Raw genomic sequence first — 21,587 nt, forward strand, 5'->3', positions numbered from 1 at the left:
AACGCAGAAAATTAACCCAGTCTTTGAGAGCGCAGCGGACGCATTTCTATGCAGACCAGACGAATCCAGAAACGCTGCAAGACTGGTGAGATTTGTTGAGGGGGGCATGGAAAAAAGGGAGATTGAATCTCTACTTTTCTATCCAATGCGTAGCTGGAAAACTGTACCACGCCATCAAAAATTAGCCGATGACTCCGCGGAAATATTTGAAAATAATTTGATGGAAAAGAAAAAAGGCTTGCGTGGGCAAGCCTTTCTTTTACCGATCCAACATCGCGACCAACCCGCGATGTCGGTGGTGAGTATTGCTTAGAACTTGTGACGAACGCCCACAGCCACCAGAGTCTGGCTGGCATCAGCGCCGCCGGTAGCAGCATTGCCGGTCGCATCGCCATACACGCCGCTGTTGGCCATGTCCGAAGCACGGATGTTAGCCAGGAACGCGTACAGGTCGGTGCGCTTGGACAGCCAGTAGTCGGTGCCCAGGCTGATTTGAGTCAGCTTGCCCTTGGAGGACGAGTTGAAGTCAGCACGGGTGTGAGTGACGGCGCCCAGCAGCTTCAGATTCGGGGTCAGGGAGTAGGCGGTACCGACTTCATAGATGTCGGCCTTGTTCGCGGAACCCAGGGTCTTGGACGGCAGAGCGGTCGGGCTGGCGGTGTTCAGATCTTGCTTCACGCGGTTGTAGTTTGCATACACGCGGGCCGGGCCGAATTGATAGCTGGCTGCAACGTTCAGCACCTTAGCTGCGCTGTTGCCGGAGTTGTTGACGTCGCCAGCGTTGGTTGTGCCGATCAGCAGCGAAGTGTCGGCCGGGGTTGCGCCTTGCTTCGATTGGAAGTAGTTGATACCCAGACCCAGCGGGCCATTGTCGTACTTGCCGCCGATGCCGAATGCTTGGCCAGCCGAAGTGCGGCCAGCCTGTTCGCCGAAGCCGTAGAACAGGTTGCCGGTGAAGCCGCCCATGTTGTTGGTGGTGTAGCTCACGGAGTTGTTGCTACGGGTACCTTCCAGGCGGTCCAGGTTATGGCCAACGGAGCCGGTCATGAAGCCGAAGTCGGCAACAGAGGTCAGGTAAGAGATGGAGTCAGCGAAGTCGGTTTGACGACCCAGCAGGACGGTACCGAAGCCGCCGGCCAGACCGACGACGGACTTACGACGGAACAGAGTGTTGGTAGTCTTGGAGTCATCCAGGGCGCCGGTGTCGTTCTTGAAGCCGGTTTCCAGATTGAAGACGGCGCTCAGACCGCCACCCAGATCTTCAACACCCTTGAAGCCGATACGCGAACCTTGAATCACCGCGGAGTTCACGCCGAACTTGCTGCCGGTGCCGTTAGCAGTGCCGTTGACAGCCTTGCTGGTGTACACGACGCCAGTATCGATAATGCCGTAGATGGTAACGGAGGAGGTTTGCGCCTGAGCAGCGCCGGCGAACGCGCCGAGCACAGCCAGTGCGAGCAACGATTTCTTCATGTGTCTTCCTTCTAAAATGGTCTTGAGAATCCGCACGTTTGACGGATGTTTGAACATTACGTGTTCCTCTTTTCTACCAACAGCGCGTTTGTAAATATAAAAAAAAGTCTGGTTTTGGTCGGGCGATTGATTCTGGATTTGTTGTATTTCTTCATCTGTCGAATTTGCTTCGGAGTTTCATAGGGTGGCTCGCCATATGAATGTGGCAGCAGCGCTATCCGAAAAAAAGCCGGCAACAACATGCGTTGGTGCCGGCCAAAAAAGAAACCACCCAAATCAAAACCGAGCGGAATCAGGGAGAGTTACACTAGGTCCGCGATGATGTTCCTCAATCGATATTGACGCTGGCGATAATTACCTTCTGGACCATCGAAGCTTGAATTTACGTCGGCAAACAGGCGTGAAATTAAGTCCAATGTCACGCGTTGTTCGGCATTTTCGATCAAGATCAGGCGCCTTTTGCTGCGAGCATGGAGTTTGCTAATGTCGACTTCGATGCAATGGCCCCAGTCTGCGTGGCGCACATCTACGAGAACGGCCTCGGATTTGGAAAGCTTAAAAGCAGCGGCCAGATCAATTCTGGCTGAGAGGAATGGATGAGACTTCCTTAATTTAGTCGTCAGCGATTTAGCGATTTCAACGGCCCATGTTTCGGAACTGTTTTTTGCAGAAAATCTTGAGGCGGCTATCAAGGCTTCGTGATGACCTTGATCCGCCGCTTTTTTCCACCAAGAGAGTGCGTGGATGTCATGCATCGGACCATCGCGTCGAGTACGCCAGAGATACTGACCGTAGTCGAATTGAGCCTGTGCAAATCCCATCTCGGCACTGCGGTTTAAATATTGGCGAGATAGAGAGAGATTGCGTTGGAAGTACTCTGCCTTGGCGTAAATCATTGAGAGCCCGTGCCATGCTTCGGCAACATCTCCCTTACCGGCAGCATTGAGCCAAGGGACCGCGGCTAAATAGTTCGCCTGCCCGTGTGCAGGGAATATCCGTTGACAACCGTGGTCGAGGCGCGCGTGGAGCATCCCAAGTCGGTATTGCGCTTCATGATTATTTGAAAGAGCAGCAAGCTCCAACAGTCTTCTGGCATATGAGAGATCGGATACTTTGCGCTCCAACAAGAGCTGAGATTGCCTCAGGAGTAAGGTAACCTCATTTTCGGATAGCGAAAGTAATGCGCACTGGGGAGAGGGATCGCGAAGATAGCGAAGCTGCGCCTCATGATCCTTAAGTAGGCACTTGATCATCGGCGCGGCGTTCTCGGAAAAACCGACGTAGTCACCTGCCTTCCAGTACTTCTCCAGTAACGAGTATTGGGCTTCTGTCACGCCGGCTAGCGCTGCTTGCCTGGTCCAATGTTCTTTGGCTTCTTTCAACGGCGGCGCCAGATGAATTTGATCGCCGGCGCCATGGTGCTGGTCATCTTCGAGTTGCGCAAGATGCTTGGCGAGAAGCCATTGGGCCTCATGATTATTTCGCTCAGCTAGCTGCTTCAGTACGTTGACCGCCTTGTCTTTGGCCTTATGACCAAAATGACTGGAATTCTCAAGTACTAAACGTGAGAACACTATGCCAGCTTCGAGCACGCCGGAATCGAATGCGCGTTCATACCATGCCACCGCCTCATAGGGGCGCGACATTGTGCTGCGCACTAGATCATATGGAACGGCGCGACCTATCATCGTCCAGGCCTCGGTCAGGCCTTGTCTGGCCGCTCGTTCCAACCAGTAGAATGCAGTTTCAGTACTCTGCGGAAGGCTGCCGTTGCCCAAGTAGTAGCGGGTTCCTATGGCCAACTGTGCGTCGGCAACACCAGTTCGAGCGGCTTTAAGAATGGCAAGGTCGTCGCGGGCCGCCATTTTATCGACCACCCACGGGATCGTCGTTTGGGCGAGAAAGTGTTTGCGGCGATGACATCATGCTGCTCCGTGTATGTTCATAGGGAACGTGCTCGGAGAACTAGATTTGCACCTTGCGATGATGAATCTTTGCGTAGAAAATCATCAACCTGGCAGTCACAAATCGACGATCAGGAGCACCGATTTTTCAACGGATGTTAGCCAGCGATGGTGATCTGCGAATGCCTTTGGAAGATTAAATGTTGTTAATGTAAATGGCCGGAAAGCCGCTATAAATATAGGTTTTATCGAAGATTTCCCTCTATGAAATTAAGCTTGGAAGCAGATTGAGTCTGACTTGATGGTGATTTCAGTGAATTTTTTTTGAAGATTAACGATCCTTAATAATTGGGCGATGAAGAGGCCGATTTTGAGTCGTAAAGTCAGCACGTAATGAGGCACATCTGCCACAGCTGGTTCTGCTTCAGAATGACTAGGTTGGAGAAAAATTTGTAATTTTTAGTCGTATTGGCCTATGCTCCCGCGTTCGAAATTTCGAGAAATTACGAGGCGGCGGATGCAGCGGAATCTACCGGCCGGAAAGTGGCCTGTCAGGTCTTAGAGGAGTTGAATGAACAAGTTTTTGCAGTCGATACACGACAATCTGCCACAGTGGATGGCTGATTGGTTTGATGTTTTGGTGCCGGCCGCGGAAGTGGCCTTGATCATGATCGGCGCCTTAGCCATCATGAGAATTGCAAAGCTGCTGATCGGTCGGGTAGGTCGTACATACGGCCTACCCGGGAAGGCCGCAGCTCTTACGCAAAGGGTTCTTGGATTCTTTGTCTATGGAGGCGCCATTCTCTGGGCATTGGAGCGCCTGGGGGTCTCTGGCGCGGTACTTTGGTCCGCATTCACTGGATTTGCTGCAGTAGGCGCGGTGGCCTTTTTCGCCGCTTGGAGTGTTCTATCCAACCTATTTTGTGCCATCTTGATCTACACGACGCAGCCATTCCGGGTCGGCGACGTTATCGAAGTGCTGGAGGGCGGTGACAAACCAGGCGTTAAGGGGCGTGTGCTGGACATCAATCTGGTGTACACGACGCTATCCGAGGAGACGGAAGGGGCCGGGACTACACTGCAGCTGCCAAATAGTCTATTTTTCCAGCGTATCGTGCGCAGATGGAATGACGGCTCCTCTTCGTTATTCTAAAATTCTTCCCCTCGATGGGCCTGCTCTGGGCTCACCGCCATTCCCCAGTTCTCCAGCCTTTGAAATCATTACGCGATCGTAATAGACGCGTAATGATTTTGTTCGAAATGCCTTCTTAGAATGTCTTCTTGTCGGTGTGCCGCATCAATGATTCGGTGGATCTGACCATAGGTACTCTTCTTGGAGGTCTCGTGGACGCATTGCTCGCCCTATTTCTTGTCTCGTCAGTCTTATGCTCTACGCCAACCTTGGCGAAGGGCGCACCTCAGCTGGAGAGAAAAAATGCAAGGTCTTGCCAGGATCTGTCTCTCGCCGTTTCGCCCAGCAATCCTAAGAGTAGCTGTCCAACGTCGCGCCTCTGTAGCCGTTAGCGGGCTTTTGTTGCGGATCAGACTTCAGCGTATTGATTGAGCAGAAATTCGAAGGTATGTCCGGGTTGAATTGGCATTTTCTTCGTTAGGAGGCGGGTGATGAACATCAACGGAATGAATGCGCTGTCGAGTGATGGTGGAGAGAAGGACGAGAAGTTTTGGAATAACGCGGTTCGTTTAGTGGAGCAAAGGCTTGGGCTGATTGCATCGAATATCGCCAATGCCGATACACCGAACTACAAAGCCCGGGACATCGATTTATCATCGGCTTTGAAACAGGCGATGACGAATTCAAAGTTGCCTGTCCTGTCAAAAGGGTACGCCACGGTCCCTAGGGATCTACCCGTCGAGGCCTTAGTACTCTACCGTTCTCCGACGCAACCGAGCGCGGATGGTAATACCGTAGATGTCGACCAGGAAAGCGCGGCGTTCTCTCATGAAGCGATTCGTTACCAGTTCTTCTTGGACAAGGCAGTAGGTGAGTACAAGGAGATCGGCGATTTGTACAAAAACATGGTGGGGTAGTGCGAACGTCACAATGGTGTGGCGACTGCTCCCGCCGCTGACGACCGAGTTCCTTTCAGATGACGCAATCCCAACAGACGCACGATGCCATCGTAGGCGTAATGAAGGTCGGCTCGGTGATCATGCTGTTGCTTGTGCTGGCGTTTTATCTTTGGCTTAAGTTCAACGATCGTAAATCCACCAAGAAGAATCTGCAGACCAAAATCGCAACATCGAAGGCCAAGCAAAAGCGTCCACGGTCTCGTCGAACTGGGCGCTGAGCTATCAATTCCAGCCATCTCACACAAGACTGCTAACCAGCGGCTAATAGACGCGAGTTCGAGCCAGTGTGAGATGGCTCATTCAGAGATGCATTCGATTTCCATCGTAAATGGTTTCCCTCGCTGCTAACAGCGTGGCGGACTACTGCGCTTGAGCTTAAAGGGCCATTTGTGCTGACGAAGTTTCGCAAGAAAGGCGCGGTTCAAGAAGGGAGCCAGCCGAGATAAAGCAAATGTTCATACATAAGCGAAAAAGTAATTAAGAAATCATCCTTTATTCATATTTCGTAGATGATTGATTGCCGTTTCGCGCATATGGATGCCTTGCTCACATCCAACCGTCCGTGTCGCATAGGAAATTTGCAATCACGGACGGTACCCGGCTTATTTAGCTGGACGAATTCCCGTCACGACAGGCGCGGCTCCACTCCCCTTCAAGTCGAAGGTGACTTGGTCTCCGACTTTGAGTCCTTGTAGCATTTTCTCATCCGATACTTTGAAGCCCATGGTCATTGCTGGCCAGTTTAGTTCTTTGATGGGTTGATGAGCCAAGGTAACGGTCTTCTGCTTCGGGTCCAGGCTCTTGATGACACCGGTCCCATGAGAAATCATTTCGCCGGCATCAGCTTGGCCCATCTTCATGCCCTGCATGTCTGCGGCAAACACGGGCGGCATACTACCCAGCGATGCAGTAAAAAGCATGGCGTACATAACATTCTTCATGACAACTTCCTTTCACTTTGAGGATAAATTAAGCCGGATTGGCTTTGGGTTGACGACCACGCATCAAGCGATACGCGGCCGGAATGACGAACATCGAAAGCAATGGAGCGGTAATCATGCCGCCGACCATCGGCGCTGCAATCCGGCTCATGACCTCGGAGCCGGTGCCGCTTCCCCACAAAATCGGAATGAGGCCTGCCAGAATGACCGCGACGGTCATGGCCTTTGGGCGGACCCTGAGAACGGCACCTTCGCGGATTGCATCCTCCAGTACCGGGACCGAGATAGCGCCTATCTGTTGTTCACGGACAGAGACCGCCTGTTTCAGGTACAGCAGCATGACTACGCCGAATTCAGCGGACACGCCCGCAAGAGCGATAAATCCGACACCGGTGGCAACCGATAGGTTGTAGCCTTGGGCATAGAGGAACCAAATACCGCCGACCAAAGCAAATGGCAGTGACGCCATGATCAATGCTGCCTCATCGAAGCGCCGGAACGTCAAATAGAGCAGTACGAAGATGATCATCAGCGTTGCCGGCACCACCAGCTTCAAACGTGCATTTGCCCGCTCCAGGTATTCGAATTGCCCCGAGTAGGCAATGCTCAGTCCGGGCGTCAGCTTTACCTTGGAACTGACCGCGGCGCGCAAATCGGCGACCACAGATGACAGATCCCGGTCCCGGACATCGACATAGATCCAGCCGCTGGGCCGAGCATTCTCACTTTTGAGCATGGGTGGGCCATCGCTGATCTTCAGCTTGGCGACGGTTCCCAAGGTGATCTGCTGGCCGCTGGCGGTCAGGATCGGCAGATCGCGCAGTCGCTCCAGCGAGTCGCGAGTCTCTCTTGGATAGCGAACGCTGATCGGATAACGTGCCAGTCCCTCAATCGTCTCGCCGACATTCTCCCCACCGATGGCCGACGAGACGATGCTTTGCACATCAGCGATATTGAGACCGTAGTTGGCGGCGATCAGCCGGTCGATATCGACATCCACGTAACGTCCGCCACTGAGACGTTCGGCGAGTGCGGAGCTGACGCCCGGTACCGCTTTGGCAACTTGTTCAATTTCTTGCGCCGTCTTGTCGATATCGGCCAGGCTGGCGCCAGACACTTTGACGCCAATCGGGCTTTTAATCCCGGTAGCCAGCATGTCCAGCCTGTTACGAATGGGCGGCACCCAGATATTTGACAGGCCAGGCACTTTGACGACCCGGTCAAGCTCATTCACCAACTTCGCCGGCGTCATGCCGGGGCGCCATTGATCACGCGGCTTGAATTGAATGGTCGTTTCGAACATCTCCAGGGGGGCGGGATCGGTCGCACTCTCAGCACGGCCAGCTTTGCCGAAAACACTGGCGACTTCCGGAACCGTCTTGATGAGGCGATCGGTCTGTTGCAGCAGTTCGGCAGCTTTGGATGCAGACAAGCCTGGCAAGGCAGACGGCATATAGAGTAGATCCCCCTCATCCATCTGCGGCAAGAACTCGCCGCCCAAACGGCTGATCGGCCATAAGGTCGTCAACAGCGCAAGCGCCGCAATTGCCAGTGTCGTCCTAGGCCGGCGCAAGACGGCTTCCAGTAACGGCCGATAGCAACGAATCAGCCAGCGATTGAGCGGATTGCTGTTCTCCGAGGGGATCTTCCCGCGGATCATGTAGCCCATCAGGATCGGGATCAGCGTGACGGATAATCCGGCGGCACCGGCCATTGCATAGGTCTTGGTAAATGCCAATGGCCCGAATAAGCGTCCCTCCTGCGCCTCCAGTGTGAATACCGGGATAAACGACAGGGTAATGATCAGCAAGCAGAAAAACAGCGTTGGTCCGACCTCTGCGGCCGCCTCACCGATGACCCTCCAATGAGTTTCCCCCTGCAAAGGTTGCCCTGGATGTCGATGCTTCCACTCTTCGATATGCTTGTGCGCATTCTCGATCATGACAACGGCGGCATCGACCATGGCACCAATTGCAATGGCGATCCCTCCTAGGGACATGATGTTGGCATTGACGCCCTGGTACCGCATGACTATGAAGGCAATCATGATGCCCAGCGGCAGAGAGACGATTGCCACCAGTGCGGAACGCAGATGCCAGAGGAACAGGCCACAAACGACTGCAACGACAATGAACTCCTCAAGCAGCTTGTGCGACAGATTGTCGATGGCGCGATCGATCAATTGGCTGCGGTCGTAGACGGGTACGACCTCAACACCAGCGGGTAGGCTTTTTTTGAGCTCTTCCAGTCGGCTCTTGACGGCCGCAATGGTGTCTCGCGCATTCTTGCCTGAACGCAGGATGATGACGCCGCCCACCGACTCGCCTTCGCCATTGAGTTCCGCAATGCCGCGGCGCATCTCCGGCCCGAATTGGATGGCCGCTACATCGCCCAGTTTGACGGGTACGCCGTTTTTCCCCGTCGCCAAGGGAATGTTGCGGAAGTCCGCCAGCGTCTTCAAATAGCCGGAAGCCCGCACCATGTACTCGGTTTCCGCCATCTCCAGCACCGAGCCACCGGTTTCTTGGTTGGCCTTTTTGATCGCGTCGACGACCTTGTCTTGTGCGATGTTGTAGGCCGCCAGTTTCACCGGGTCGAGCACCACCTGGTATTGCTTGACCATGCCGCCTACCGTTGCGACCTCGGCGACATTGGGCAGGCTCTTGAGCTCATATTTCAGGAACCAGTCTTGCAGACTACGTAACTGGGCCAGGTCGTGTTGCCCGGTCCTGTCAACCAGCGCGTACTCATAGATCCAGCCGACGCCGGTAGCGTCCGGCCCTAGTGATGCTTTGGCCGAAGCTGGGAGGCGCCCCTGCACCTGGTTGAGATATTCCAGTACCCGGGAACGCGCCCAATACATGTCGGTGCCGTCCTCAAACAAGACATAGACGAAGGAGTCCCCGAAGAACGAGTAGCCCCGCACGGTCTTTGCCCCCGGTACCGACAGCATGGTAGTTGCCAGCGGATACGTTACCTGGTTCTCGACGATTTGCGGTGCCTGGCCAGCATAGGTAGTCCGGATGATGACCTGAACATCCGAAAGATCGGGCAACGCGTCCACAGGGGTGGTCTTGAGCGCCCATAACCCCCAGGCTCCCAGAAAAAGCACCCCAAACAAGACCAGGAAGCGGCTGCGAAGCGACCATTTGATGAGTTTTTCGATCATGGCGTGCTCCGATCCAGCTTCACGATCACATAATCGCCATTTCTCTCTTGGAAGCCGAAATGCACGCTATCTCCGGTCTTGAGACCTGCTGCCATCTCAGGCCGGGCCAGCTTGAAGGACATTGTCATGGCTCCCCAACCCAGCGTTGGGACCGGACCATGCGAGAGCGTGATGTCAGGGCCCTGCAGTGATTCGATTTTCCCGGTCGCCTCATTGAGTGACATCTGGGCGCTCTTGGCGTCGGCGTCTGGTGAAGTGTTCAGCCGCGCGAGCACGCCTTTAAGGCTGGCCTCGGAATCGATGAGGAATTGACCGGACGTGACAACTTGTTGGCCTTCAGTGACGCCATCCAGGATGACGCTCTTTCCATCGGATTCTTGGCCAAGCTTCACTTCGACCGGCTGGTAGCGACCATCGCCTGTTGTGACCAGCAGGATATTGCGCGCGCCGGTACGGATAACCGCTTCAGACGGTACCAGTAGGCTTGGTGCTGCCTTGCCGCCTCCTAAGCTGATTTGCGCATACATGCCCGGCTTCAATTTGCCATCGCGATTGGGCAACTCGGCGCGAACCCGGAGGGTACGGCTGTCGGCGTTGCTCTCCGGCAGAACGGCAAGGATCTTGCCTGTGAATTTTTCGCCTGGGTACGCCGCAAAATCCGCTTCCAGCTTACCGCCGACGTTGACTAATGCGGCTTGCGCCTCAGGAATTGCCGCTTCTAGCCACACGGTATCGAGCCCGTTGATCCTGGCCAAAGGTGCTCCAGCCGATACCGTCATTCCACTCCTGATATCCAAGGTCTGAATCAAGCCCGCAATAGGTGCAGCGATGGTCACTACCGTCTGCGGTCGCCCGCTTTTCTCTACACGGCTAATCAGATCACCCGACATCCCGAGCAACTGCAGACGTGTGCGTGCGGCCTGGATCAGCGCCAGGTCCTTCGTACCGAGCACCGCCAAAAATTCCGCTTGGGCGCCAGCCCATTCCGGAATGAGCAAGTCCACCAGGGGCGCGCCGCGTGCAATCACGTCGCCAGGAGCACGTGCGTAGACCCGCTCAACAAAGCCGTTGCTTCGGGACTGCACGATTGCCACTTGGCGATCATTGAGCTGCACGTTGGCGACAGCGCGCACGGTGCTCGAAATACTGCCACGCTCGACCTTGGCGGTGCGCATGCCCAGGTTCTGGCTAATTCCAGGGTTGATCCTAACGGCGGCGCCTTCATCTTGCTCATCCGCGTATTTCGCTACCAGTTGCATGTCCATGAACGGCGACTTTCCCGGCTTGTCGAAACGCTGATTCGGCATCATCGGGTCGTACCAATACAAAACCTTACGCTCGACTTGCGTAGCTGCATTTGCTGGCTCCGTCTGCATGGCTTGAGCTCCGGCAGCACGATGCGCCATCCAATAGCCGGCCATACCGCTCCCGGCGCCGACAGCCACGATCAGCATGGCGATCAGATAAGTGCTTTTTTTCATTGTTGATCTCCCCCATAGGCGAAATAGAGCCGGGCGGCGACTGCGGATTTTTGCGCCTCCAAATCGATGATTTTCAGGCGCTGGTCGACGACTTCTCGGCGTGCCGCCAGGACCGTCGTCAAGTCACTTTTGCCTGCGCGATAGCTGGCGTATTGGAGTTCGGTCTTTTGCTGTGCCAAGGGCAAGACCGTCTGGTTGGCGCGCTCAAGCTGGCGGGTCAAGGACTGGTAGTCGGCCAGATCGCTTTCGAGCTCGTTGGTGTGATCGCGCAGCATGGCCTCGCGGTCTGCATCGATGCGATATAGCTCTTGCTGTTTAGCCGCGATGAGGGGATCCTGCCTTGTCGCGGGGGAAACTGGAATCTCGAACGTGAACTGGACCGACACCATGTTGCCAAAGCGCGGGTCACGTCGCTGATAGGCTAGCTCGACACCCCAATCGGATTTCTTCATCGCCTGCGCTTGGCGCAATTCTGCTTCCGCCTTGTGGCTCTCCGCAGAATAGGCTTCCAGTTCCGGATGCTTGTGCAAGTGATCGCGTAAATGGTCAGCATCGATGCGCAGCTCAGGCAAAGCATCGACCAGTGGCTCATCGGCTTCACCACCCACATAGCGGCGGAGGCCGGACTTGGCCTTGACGAGGTCGCGGATCAGTTCATCACGACGGTCAGCCAATTGAGCCGCTTCCTGCTTCGGCATCACACTATCGGCTACCTGAGTACGGCCAGACGCGATCTGTGCGCGCACGGCATCTGCCAAAAGCAAATTCTCTTTGTCCAAATCATCGAACAGCGAGATCTTGCGTTCCAGGAAATAGCGGTTGAGCCAAGCCAAGGCCGTGGCTCTGCGCAGCTTGAGGCGCTCCACTTGCCGCTGTGCTTGCGCAGTTTCGATCGAAGCTTCGGCTACGGCAACGCGGGCCTGGCGCTTGGCCGCATTGGGAAAATCCTGCATGACGCCGATTTTCTGCATCGTCATAGAGTCGGCATTGAGTCGGCCTCGATCCGGCCCGGAGACGGGATAGTTGTCGATACCGGCAAAGATCTTGGGGTCAGGTAAAGCACCTGCAGGTATCGCCGATGATTGGGCTGCCGCAATTTGGGCCCTGTTGGAGGCCAGGTTGGGAGACTGGCGCTCGGCGATATCGAGCGCAGCGTTAAAAGATAAGGGAGCCGCGTGGGCAAGGCCGGACATCCCCGCTAGCAAAGCAAGCAGGGCCCCGGATATCCTGTGAAAGGACATGATTGTTCACTCCATAGCGTGACTGCGCGAAAAAGCGCGCGAAAGACCACTTGGCGCTCAAGCCAAGCGTGTCAAGAAATCAGCAACGATCAGAGTGAACGAGGGGGACGCCACAATCCGGACGGATCGTGGGAAGGAAGAAACGATTCGGGCAACAGGGAGACCGTTGCGATCAAGGGAAGAACGTGCAGATTAACGTCCGCTGAAGGTGTGGTCGACGGAAACACTTGGCAAATCTTGCAGGCGTCTCCCATCTTGCATGGCGCCGTCGATTTTGATGACTTGTCCCCACTTGACATGCTCATGACGCAAGTTTCGTCCGAGCTGTTTGCGGAGACCGACATCTCCATGGCAGGAGTGACACTACGCATCATTTCGACCATGCGCACAGCCGCCAATCCCTCAAGGGGAATGGCAATGGCTAGCAACACTATCAGAAATGTACGAAGCATTTTCATCGCACAAATTATAGATCATGTCTCGATGAGCTGGGTTTAAATAGATTTCTGGTTCATTCGCTTGCTCAGTTCTAATGCGCTTTCTCGGCGTTCGCTGTATCGGTCGGTCAGGAACGGCGAGACATCACGCGTTAGCAGCGTGAATTTGAACAGTTCTTCCATCACATCGACCACCCGCTCGTAGTAAGGCGATGGCTTCATCCTGCCAGCGTCGTCAAATTCTAGGTACGCTTTGGCCACCGAGGATTGATTGGGAATGGTCAGCATCCGCATCCAGCGCCCCAAAATCCGCATTTGATTCACAGCATTGAAGGACTGCGATCCACCGGACACTTCCATGACGGCCAAGGTCTTGCCTTGTGAAGGACGGATAGCCCCCTGTGTCAACGGAATCCAGTCAATCTGGGCCTTCATGATGCCGGTCATAGCGCCGTGGCGCTCTGGCGAACACCAAACCATACCTTCGGACCAGTTCGCCAGCTCGCGTAGTTCCGCGACCTTAGGATGTGTCTCCGGTTCGCTATCCGGCAGCGGCAAGCCGCGGGGATCAAAGATTTTGACCTCGCCGCCCATCGCTTCCAGCAGCCGTGCCGCTTCCATGGTCAATAACCTGCTGTAAGAACGTTCACGAACAGATCCGTACAGCAGGAGAAAGCGCGGACGGTGGGTCGATGCGCCAATTTTCGAGAAGTCACCGATCGCCGGCACCTTGAACTGGCCGGGATCGACGTTAGGCAGATCAGTTACCTGGTGCGACACGTTGGCCCTCCGCATTGATCACGACTTCGCCATCTTCCTTGGTGAAAGCGCCTTGCTGCGGGTTCGGGAGGATGTCCAATACCAACTCGGACGGACGGCACAGCCTGGTCCCCTTGGTCGTCACGACGAATGGCCTGTTGATCAGGATGGGATTGGCCAGCATTGCATCCAGTAGTTGATCGTCGGTCAAGGTAATGTCATCCAGACCCAGCTCAGCATAAGGCGTGCCTTTCTGGCGGATGGCTTCACGAACCGTCAGGCCGGCATCCTGAATCATCTTGACCAGCTGCTCGCGGCTGGGCGGATGCTGCAGGTATTCAATCACGGTCGGCTCTTCGCCGCTGTTGCGGATCATGGCCAGGGTGTTGCGGGAGGTCCCGCATGCGGGGTTGTGATAGATGATCGTCATGGTGAGGTCCTATTGTGAAATCGGCTCTGATTGCGGGCGAATCGCCGCCGTAGCGAAAAAGAAGAGAATTGCTCCCGTCGCCGCTATGGCAACCAGGGCAGCTATGGCACCGGGATAGCCGCCTCCGACGCTATAGAGGAGCGATGCAACGAACGGACCGGCTGCGAAAGCGATCGTGACCGGAGTTGCCATCGCGCCGCTGATGGCGCCGTAGGCCTCACGGCCATACAACTCGGCTGGCAGCGTCCCGCGAACGATGGTCATGACGCCGTTGCCCATGCCGTACAGGATGGCAAACAGTCCGTAGAGCACCAGCCAGTCAGCTGGGGCATAGAGCAGAAGCAAAGCGACTGGCAGCAAGGAAATGGCAAACTGGCCCGTCTGCCTGGTGCTGGCCTTCTTCCCGATCGTGGTCTCCAGGATTCGGCCCAACACCTGCATGGGGCCAATCATCGCTCCGATTGCGGCAGCATAGTACGGTGTCATTCCGCGATCATGCAAAATCGACATCAAGTGCAACGACATTGCCGAGAACACCAGGGCGTTCAAGGTCACGGCCGTCGTCACTGCATAAAAACTCGGTTGCCGTAGCACCGCCTTCAGGTCCCAATCCTTATTGGCGGCGGCCTTAGTCTTCTGAATAGACCTGGCTGCTGGAAGCAGCATATGAACCGGCAGGCAGATCACCAGGTTGGCCACCGCGTAAATCTGCCACGTCGTCCGCCAGCCGTACTGCTCCAGCAACCATTGGGTCAGCGGCCAGGCGACGGTACTGGCAAAGCCGCCGAACAGCGTCAACATCGTGATGGCGCGGCGGAAATCTGCCTGGAAGACCTGCGTCAACACGGCGAACGCCGGCTGGTATAGCGTCGCGCTCATGGCCAGTCCGATTACCGCCCAGATGAGGTAAAGCCCCAGCGCATCGTGAACGAACGACATGGCCGCCAGCATCAAGGCGGCCAATACGGTTCCGGCGCCCATCAGCAATCGGCCACCGATGCGGTCAATGATGCTGCCGGCCAGCGTCGACATCAGCCCCGAAATGAGCAGCGCAAGGGAATAAGCTCCGACCACGACTGGCTTGGAGAGCTGCAGCTCCGTCTGCATCGGCTGCATCAAGATCCCGTAGGCATAGAACATCGAGCCCCAGCCGACAATCTGGGTCAGCCCAAGCGAAGGGATCAGCCAGGTCGATTTGCGGGCCTCCACTTCAGCTCCCCAACCTCAGTGCCAAGGCGGACAGCGTCACCAGCAGGACGGGCAGCGTCAGCATCGCGCCCACCCGGAAGTAATAGCCCCATGAGATGTGGATGCTCTTCTTGTCCAGCACATGCAGCCAGAGCAAGGTCGCCAGGCTACCGATGGGGGTGATCTTGGGGCCAAGGTCGCTGCCAATGACATTGGCGTAGACCATTGCTTCCTTCACCACGCCTTGGGCTGTGGTGGCGTCAATCGACAGTGCGCCCACCAGTACCGTCGGCATGTTGTTCATGATCGACGACAGGAAAGCCGTCAAGAAGCCGGTACCGAGGGCAGCGCCCCAGACGCCGTGCTCTGCAAAGCCGTTCAGCACGCTTGTCAGGTAGTCCGTCAGGCCCGCATTGCGCAGCCCATACACCACCAGGTACATCCCCAGCGAGAAGAACACGACCTGCCAGGGCGCGCCCTTGATGACCTCGCGTGTGGAAATGACACGGCCTTTGCCTGCAACTGCCAGAAGGATCAGTGCGCCGACCGCCGCCACGGCGCTGATGGGCACACCGAGGCCTTCCAGCCAGAAGAAGCCCACCAGCAGCAGCGCAAGCACCCACCAGCCGGCAACGAACGTTGCTCGATCATGGACGGCAGAGACGGGATCCGGAACCTGGGTCAGGTCATAGTTTGCGGGGATATCGCGACGGAAGTATAGGAGGAGCACAATGAGCGTCGCCACGACTGACACGATGTCGACGGGGATCATGACCGAGGCATATTCCGCAAAGCCGATCTTGAAGAAGTCCGCCGAGACAATATTCACCAGGTTGGACACCACCAGCGGCAGGCTGGCTGTGTCGGCGATGAAGCCGGCTGCCATGACAAAGGCCAGCGTCGCCTGGGGCGAGAATCGCAGCGCCAGCAGCATGGCGATGACGATCGGCGTCAGGATCAGCGCGGCGCCATCGTTGGCGAACAGGGCGGATACGGCTGCGCCCAACAGGATGAGCAGTACGAACAGCATGCGGCCGCGACCACCACCCCACCGGGCTACGTGCAAAGCTGCCCACTCGAAGAAGCCGGCCTTGTCCAGTAGCAGGCTGATGATAATGATGGCGATGAAGGTACCCGTGGCGTTCCAGACGATGTGCCAGACAACCGGGATGTCCGAAAGATGAATGACGCCGGCAGCCAAAGCCACGGCCGCGCCAGCGCACGCGCTCCAGCCAATGCCGAGCCCCTTGGGCTGCCAAATGACAAAAATCAGGGTGAGCAGGAAGATGACAAAAGCGGCCAGCACTTTCTTTCCTTGGTCGAAGAAGAGGAGTCAGAGAGGCAGGAGCCCAATGGCTCCTGCCGTAAGGTTTAAACCGGGGTGGCGCCGATAGCGTCCATCTCACGCTTGATCGAGGTCTTTTCGAGCGTGTGGAACGGCAGGCTGGCGAAGATGTTCACGCGGGTCATGATCTGGCGGGCAACCTTCGAGAATACGGCGCGCTTTTGCTCGTCGGTGCCGGTAGCAGCCGCTGGATCTTCGAATCCCCAGTGGGCCGAGATCGGTTGTCCTGGCCAGATCGGACATACTTCGCCCGCGGCGTTGTCGCAAACCGTGATGATGAAGTCCATCTTGGGGGCATCCGGTGCCGCGAACTCGTCCCAGCTCTTGCTACGCAGGTCATTCAGCGGATAACCAGTGGCGTGGATCTGCTCCAGCGCCAGCGGATTGACGGCGCCGGCCGGATGGCTGCCCGCGCTATAGGCATTGAAGCGGCCTTTGCCCATGGTGTTGAGCAATGCTTCGGCCATGATGCTGCGAGCCGAATTACCGGTGCAGAGAAAAAGAACGTTGTAGGTCTTCTGTTGGCTAGTGGACATGGTGACTCCTTGGCGTGAAGGCCTGACGGTTCCAGGCGTTGATTATTCGGTAGTAGTGGCTGGTTCGCAGCATGCTGTTACCGGCGAGCACACATTGCCGCCGCAGCAGTTCTCGGTGAGAAACCCCAGAACATCGTTCATGGCGGTGTAGTTGGCGGCATAGATGACGAAGCGCCCCTCCTGGTGTGAAGTCACCAGACCGGCGTGCGAGAGCTCTTTCATGTGGAAAGACAGGGACGAAGGCGCAATGTCCAGTGCTTCTCCAATCTTGCTGGCGGCGCTGCCTTCTGGCCCCACCTGAACCAGGTAACGGAAGATGGCCAGGCGAGATTCCTGTGCCAAAGCAGCCAGTGCGGTAATAACGGACTTGGTTTCCATAGCAGCCTCAATCAATACAATGATTCAATTATTATTGAAATATTTAATTAAAACAAGTCACTGTTGTTTTTTTTGGTGGCGCTTGTCTGCTATTGGCGGCGAAGCACGGACATCATTTCACGTTTCATCACTCTCACTTACACCATGGCTCGCTAAACGGTATCCGTGCTGTAGGCTGCTTCAAATATTGCGACTCCGGATTTCTAAACGGCAGCCATATCTACGCAAAGAAAAAAGCCCGCTCTACAGCGGGCTTTTTGTATTTCGGAGATAAATTCAGTGACTAGAACTGCGGCAAATTACCAAGGTTATCTCGCTTGGTACTGTTCCTGTCAGTGGTCAAGTACTCGCCGTCGATAACATGCACATGGGCACCTACGTTCCACTTGTTCGTCGACGTATTCATCGTCCAAGTTTGAAACGAGGCCTTTCCCATGCGAATCAGATCTGCAACAAATGCGCGGGAAACAGTGCGAGGCGGACCAAAGGCGTCCGGCAAATCTTGGCGAACCTGGACGTAGTCGATGTGGGTCTTGCTGCTGTTATAACGAACTGCGGTAATTCCAAAATCTGCCATGTCGCACCCCTTATAAGTTGGCCCAATTGCCGAGCTTAGATATGAGACGCGCACATCAAATTTCAAGGAAATAAATGTCGAAACAATAAGTAGAAACCCCAAATGCCCGAGCCCCCCCCTTTTTCCGTCGAGCAAGCAAACGGACACAACAGAGCAGTTAGGCTGTCCATCCGCTTTTGGTTCGCCGCTCTGAGCGGGGACTTGATATTGCGCAAAGCATCAAGCTCGCAAAAGCCGCATCATATTTCCCAACGGAATGCGTTGCATTTAATGCAATTTTTGGTTCGTGTTCGCCTAGGATAGCTGTATCTGTGGATACTAGAGGCTAAAAAGCTTGGGAAGCATAGGTTTGCCGATATGAATTGGAAGCACAAGGCTGCCAAATGGCAGAACTGTGGTTCCATCTTCACATTCTATTTCTTCAGGCCGCGGCGTGAAGGTTGCATGAAGATCTTTAAGTGTCAGCGTACGTGGAAATCTAGGATACGCAGTCCGTTCGATACTGGCCATGGTAAGGGGATCCTTGGCAGGGTCGTTCAAAGGCGAAATCGTTGAAAAATCGGAGTGACATCAACAGGCTCCACGGACATTGCATCAGCCGAAGGTTCGTTGTCAATGGCAAGTTTTCACGCTCTCAGATATTCTTTGTAGGTTGACCAGACTCAAGTCACGACATGAATATATTGTGACCACGAGATGCTATAAACTGTGGAATGAAATGATCCAAAACGTGATCGTCTTTGATCAAAACTGCACAATCGAGCTTGCATGAAAAAACGTCAAACCTACTCGACCATCCTTGAACGCGGCGGCAAAGTCTCGTGGCCGAAGGCATTGACAGACTGGAAGATAGGCCAACGTGTTTTCCTGTCCATTAAGGACGGAGCTATTGCCGTGACTACCCGGCCGGCGCGCTCAATGGACGGGCGAATATTTTCCGCCCGCGTCAGTCGCAAATTCAGCAGCAAACATTTCTCAGCTAGCTGATAGCTACCAGCTAGCCTCCAAGTTGAGCCGGCTCAAGTTGCGAAAGCAACAGATCCTTTAGTCACTAAAGGCAGCAATTTCGCGTGCGAAATTGTCCTCCAGCCGGACCAACTCCATTATCAAGAGGATCACGTGGCAAGAATTCTCGTTGTCGACCTCGAAGCGACCTGTTCGGACGACGGCACCATCCCGCCGGAAGAGATGGAAATCATTGAAATGGGTGCTTGCTGGGCCACTGAACGTGGTGTGGTGCTGGAACGGTTTCAGCATCTGGTGAAGCCGCTGGTGCGGCCGGCCCTTACGCCATTTTGCAAGACGTTGATCGGTATCACCCAAGAGGAAATCGATCAAGCCCCCCTGTTTCCTGTCGCAGCGCAGGCGCTTCAGGCCTTCGTCAGCGAGGTAGTGTCCAGCGATACTGTCTGGATGAGCTGGGGAAACTACGATCACAAGCAACTGACCAGAGATGCCCAGCGTCACGGCATTGCTATGCCCTTGGCCATGCCCCATCAGAATGCCAAGCGGTTGTTTGCGAAGGTTCAGCGCATTGGCAAGGAGGTTGGCATGGTGCGGGCGTGTGCGCTGGCCGGCATTCCTCTGGAGGGGCAGCATCATCGTGGGCTGGACGATGCAGTCAATATTGCCAAGCTGATGCCATGGGTATTGGGGCATGCCACACTTTCGGGCCAGAGCCATACCCCTGGAGTTCACAAATGAGGGAGCACACGATGCCGTTTAACGTCTTCATCGACACTGAGTTCACTGATTTTCTCGACCCGCAGTTGATCAGCATCGGTCTGGTCGCACAAAGCGGCGAGGAGTTTTACGCCGAGCTGCCTTACGAGGTGCGTGAGTGCAGCGAATTTGTCAAGGCCGCGGTCCTTCCACTCTTGGGATACGCACCGCATGCGGAAATGACCAAGGACGACCTTTACCTGCAGATGACCAATTGGCTTAAGTTGGTAAGGCCGAAGGATCAAGAGGTCTTCATTTGCTACGACTACCAGACGGACTGGGATCTCTTCTACGATGTCTTGGATGGACGGGGGCCGCCGTGGTGCAAACGTCGACTGGTCGCCGATCGCATCAATGAGCTATTGCGGTACGAGTTCCACAAGCAGCATAATCTGCCCGAGCACCACGCCCTCAATGATGCCAAGGCGAATTGCTACGCTTTTCGTGAATTGCCACCGGCCTCTGTTGGCGAGACCATTGCATAGATCGTCTGGACATCTCCATAGACGCTGCTAGATCACCATATGGGGGAATCGCAGAGTGAAGCGCGTTTTCTTCTGCGCCGAGCGTATGGTGACATCCCCTTGGTGAGCCCGCATGATGGCCAGCGTAATGGATAAGCCAGCCGAATCCGTGTCAACCTTGGTGCGGGACTTGTCTGCTCGATAGAACCGGTCAAACAAGTGAGGCAGATGCTCCATCGGAATCTCGGGGCCGTCATTCTTAACGGCTGCTAGAGCCTTCAGACCTGTCGATCGACACGACGATACTGCCGGCCGCTGGCATGTAGCGCATGGCATTGGAGATCAGATTGCTCAATGCGCGGCGGACCATAAGGCGATCTCCACTGATGGTGGCATCGCCCGCCAGATGCACCCCTTTTTCCTCTGCCAGGGCATCATAGAAGTCGAAAAACTCGGTAATTTCCTCCTGGAGCTGGAGCGGCTCATAGCTAGGCAGGATGATGCCTTTTTCGGTCTGCGCCAAGAACAGCATGTCGGAAATGGTTCTGGCCAGACACTGCAATTCCTCGGCATTCGAGGAAAGCGTGTCCCGATAGGCCTCATTGGTGCGCTGCTGGCTCAAGACCACATCCGTTTGCGCCAGCAAGTTGAAGGTCGGCCGAGATTCTAGAAATTTTGCAGGCATTAACTTAAATCTTCGATTTTTATGCCAATTTTGTGGCGACAATTTGTTCCGCCCCCTGTTTTAGGGCTGGAGAATATGGTGCTGAAATTTATTATCAGCTCCATTTTTAAGGTGCATTCCGTCTTAAATTAAGAGCACCGCCACATTTCAATAGTTCTAATTACATTGCATAGATGTAACTATCTAGTAGCAAATCAGTCATGCCTACCTCCCTAAAATGGGTTTATCGCTAAGGCGATTATTCAACTAAAAGGAGGTATTTATGAAATTCAACTTGTTTGTTGGCACAGTCTGCTCTGCGCTTTTCATGTCCCTTGCCGCTGCTAATTCAATGGCACAAGTGTCAGATCCCTATGGAACGGTTGCGAGTCAGGCGTTGCCAGACCGCATAGTTCAAGTCGATGGTGGAACAAAGTTCATCAATGTTCACCAGGGGGAAGTAATCAAGTTCGTTTTCCAAGATCAAAGCTTTACTTGGAAATTCGATACATTCAATCGGATGTCGTTCGAATTTGGTGTAATTGCACCGAAGAACTTCGCCAATTCCAAGGCAGTGATATACCTTGATCCCAATCCGCTGTATACAGGTTGAATCAGATGGAATATAGCTGCTGGTAAGTGCTGCTAATTTCGAACATAGCTTCGGTCTCACTTATTGAGGGCGAAGCTTTTTTTCTAGATTGTCCGTATTTAGCGAGCATTAAGTCCCGTCTTATGCAGATTCCTTACCGCGTAACAGTTGGCTCTCGCGTCATTTAAGGCATGG

At 54.9% G+C, this 21,587-nt stretch carries 23 protein-coding genes; 8 read left to right on the forward strand and 15 right to left on the reverse strand.

The window, feature by feature from the left end:
• Positions 1-106: 106 nt before the first annotated feature.
• Positions 107-313, forward strand: a complete 207-nt coding sequence (locus FYB76_RS19835) for a hypothetical protein (RefSeq protein ID WP_139347284.1) — start codon at positions 107-109, stop codon at positions 311-313.
• Here FYB76_RS19835 and FYB76_RS19840 read toward each other — a convergent pair.
• Together FYB76_RS19840 and FYB76_RS19845 are read right to left on the reverse strand one after the other, a co-directional pair.
• Positions 310-1,473, reverse strand: coding sequence for a porin (locus FYB76_RS19840; RefSeq protein WP_050470468.1), 1,164 nt, complete (start codon positions 1,471-1,473; stop codon positions 310-312). The two genes, FYB76_RS19835 and FYB76_RS19840, sit on opposite strands and share 4 nt — an antisense overlap.
• Before the next feature lie 302 nt (positions 1,474-1,775).
• Positions 1,776-3,350: a tetratricopeptide repeat protein gene (locus FYB76_RS19845; RefSeq protein WP_077238418.1), complete on the reverse strand. Its 1,575-nt coding sequence runs from the start codon at positions 3,348-3,350 to the stop codon at positions 1,776-1,778.
• 598 nt (positions 3,351-3,948) lie between these two features.
• Between FYB76_RS19845 and FYB76_RS19850 the strand changes: the two genes are divergently transcribed.
• From FYB76_RS19850 to FYB76_RS19860, 3 genes are all read left to right on the forward strand, one after another.
• Entirely contained in the window at positions 3,949-4,530 is a 582-nt protein-coding gene (locus tag FYB76_RS19850) for a mechanosensitive ion channel family protein (RefSeq protein ID WP_174616923.1), read from the forward strand.
• Positions 4,531-5,000: 470 nt separating this feature from the next.
• Complete coding sequence (gene flgB / locus FYB76_RS19855; RefSeq protein WP_077238417.1) at positions 5,001-5,426, forward strand: flagellar basal body rod protein FlgB; 426 nt, start codon at positions 5,001-5,003, stop codon at positions 5,424-5,426.
• 59 nt (positions 5,427-5,485) lie between these two features.
• Positions 5,486-5,686: a hypothetical protein gene (locus tag FYB76_RS19860; RefSeq protein ID WP_061286714.1), complete on the forward strand. Its 201-nt coding sequence runs from the start codon at positions 5,486-5,488 to the stop codon at positions 5,684-5,686.
• A gap of 384 nt (positions 5,687-6,070) precedes the next feature.
• Here the strand turns inward: FYB76_RS19860 and FYB76_RS19865 are convergent, their stop codons facing one another.
• From FYB76_RS19865 to FYB76_RS19915, 11 genes are all read right to left on the reverse strand, one after another.
• The gene (locus FYB76_RS19865) at positions 6,071-6,409 is read right to left on the reverse strand and encodes a copper-binding protein (protein ID WP_077238416.1); all 339 of its coding nucleotides are present in this window, start codon (positions 6,407-6,409) and stop codon (positions 6,071-6,073) included.
• 28 nt (positions 6,410-6,437) lie between these two features.
• Positions 6,438-9,578 carry an efflux RND transporter permease subunit gene (locus tag FYB76_RS19870; RefSeq protein WP_154134774.1) on the reverse strand — a complete coding sequence of 1,047 codons (3,141 nt, stop codon included), beginning with the start codon at positions 9,576-9,578 and terminating at the stop codon, positions 6,438-6,440.
• Positions 9,575-11,059 (reverse strand): efflux RND transporter periplasmic adaptor subunit, encoded by a 1,485-nt coding sequence (locus FYB76_RS19875; protein ID WP_154134775.1) that lies wholly within the window; start codon positions 11,057-11,059, stop codon positions 9,575-9,577. Before FYB76_RS19875 ends, FYB76_RS19870 begins: the two co-directional genes overlap by 4 nt.
• Positions 11,056-12,300 (reverse strand): TolC family protein, encoded by a 1,245-nt coding sequence (locus FYB76_RS19880; RefSeq protein WP_050470557.1) that lies wholly within the window; start codon positions 12,298-12,300, stop codon positions 11,056-11,058. The genes FYB76_RS19875 and FYB76_RS19880 overlap by 4 nt, the downstream gene beginning before the upstream one ends.
• A 494-nt stretch (positions 12,301-12,794) precedes the next feature.
• A complete protein-coding gene (gene arsH / locus FYB76_RS19885) occupies positions 12,795-13,532 on the reverse strand; it encodes an arsenical resistance protein ArsH (protein WP_154134776.1) in 738 nt (245 codons plus the stop codon).
• Positions 13,498-13,926, reverse strand: coding sequence for an arsenate reductase (glutaredoxin) (arsC, locus tag FYB76_RS19890; RefSeq protein ID WP_050470556.1), 429 nt, complete (start codon positions 13,924-13,926; stop codon positions 13,498-13,500). The genes arsH and arsC overlap by 35 nt, the downstream gene beginning before the upstream one ends.
• Positions 13,927-13,935: 9 nt before the next feature.
• Positions 13,936-15,135, reverse strand: coding sequence for an MFS transporter (locus FYB76_RS19895; protein WP_088749738.1), 1,200 nt, complete (start codon positions 15,133-15,135; stop codon positions 13,936-13,938).
• 1 nt (position 15,136) lies between these two features.
• A complete protein-coding gene (locus FYB76_RS19900) occupies positions 15,137-16,420 on the reverse strand; it encodes an arsenic transporter (protein WP_310839151.1) in 1,284 nt (427 codons plus the stop codon).
• A 65-nt stretch (positions 16,421-16,485) separates the two neighbouring features.
• Entirely contained in the window at positions 16,486-16,995 is a 510-nt protein-coding gene (locus FYB76_RS19905; RefSeq protein WP_008328786.1) for an arsenate reductase ArsC, read from the reverse strand.
• A gap of 42 nt (positions 16,996-17,037) precedes the next feature.
• Positions 17,038-17,373: a helix-turn-helix transcriptional regulator gene (locus tag FYB76_RS19910; protein WP_077238453.1), complete on the reverse strand. Its 336-nt coding sequence runs from the start codon at positions 17,371-17,373 to the stop codon at positions 17,038-17,040.
• A gap of 283 nt (positions 17,374-17,656) precedes the next feature.
• Positions 17,657-17,950 carry a DUF3892 domain-containing protein gene (locus tag FYB76_RS19915; RefSeq protein WP_077238410.1) on the reverse strand — a complete coding sequence of 98 codons (294 nt, stop codon included), beginning with the start codon at positions 17,948-17,950 and terminating at the stop codon, positions 17,657-17,659.
• 768 nt (positions 17,951-18,718) lie between these two features.
• Here FYB76_RS19915 and FYB76_RS19920 point away from each other — a divergent pair.
• The 3 genes from FYB76_RS19920 to FYB76_RS19930 all read left to right on the forward strand — a co-directional run bounded on the left by FYB76_RS19920 (position 18,719) and on the right by FYB76_RS19930 (position 20,157).
• On the forward strand, positions 18,719-18,937 hold the full coding sequence (locus FYB76_RS19920; RefSeq protein ID WP_139347065.1) for a hypothetical protein: 219 nt from the start codon (positions 18,719-18,721) through the stop codon (positions 18,935-18,937).
• 132 nt (positions 18,938-19,069) lie between these two features.
• Positions 19,070-19,654, forward strand: a complete 585-nt coding sequence (locus FYB76_RS19925) for a 3'-5' exonuclease (protein WP_077235359.1) — start codon at positions 19,070-19,072, stop codon at positions 19,652-19,654.
• Positions 19,655-19,665: 11 nt separating this feature from the next.
• Positions 19,666-20,157 carry a 3'-5' exoribonuclease gene (locus FYB76_RS19930; RefSeq protein ID WP_154134777.1) on the forward strand — a complete coding sequence of 164 codons (492 nt, stop codon included), beginning with the start codon at positions 19,666-19,668 and terminating at the stop codon, positions 20,155-20,157.
• Positions 20,158-20,184: 27 nt separating this feature from the next.
• On the opposite strand, the gene FYB76_RS26870 is transcribed toward FYB76_RS19930, so the two are convergent.
• Together FYB76_RS26870 and FYB76_RS26875 are read right to left on the reverse strand one after the other, a co-directional pair.
• A complete protein-coding gene (locus FYB76_RS26870; protein WP_311434960.1) occupies positions 20,185-20,472 on the reverse strand; it encodes an ATP-binding protein in 288 nt (95 codons plus the stop codon).
• A complete protein-coding gene (locus FYB76_RS26875) occupies positions 20,396-20,821 on the reverse strand; it encodes a hypothetical protein (protein WP_229297039.1) in 426 nt (141 codons plus the stop codon). Before FYB76_RS26875 ends, FYB76_RS26870 begins: the two co-directional genes overlap by 77 nt.
• 262 nt (positions 20,822-21,083) lie before the next feature.
• Here FYB76_RS26875 and FYB76_RS19940 point away from each other — a divergent pair, with 262 nt between their 5' ends.
• Positions 21,084-21,413: a CzcE family metal-binding protein gene (locus FYB76_RS19940; protein ID WP_154134778.1), complete on the forward strand. Its 330-nt coding sequence runs from the start codon at positions 21,084-21,086 to the stop codon at positions 21,411-21,413.
• Positions 21,414-21,587: the final 174 nt, after the last annotated feature.

Source organism: Herbaspirillum sp. CAH-3, from assembly GCF_009668275.1.
Classification (GTDB): domain Bacteria; phylum Pseudomonadota; class Gammaproteobacteria; order Burkholderiales; family Burkholderiaceae_D; genus Herbaspirillum; species Herbaspirillum aquaticum.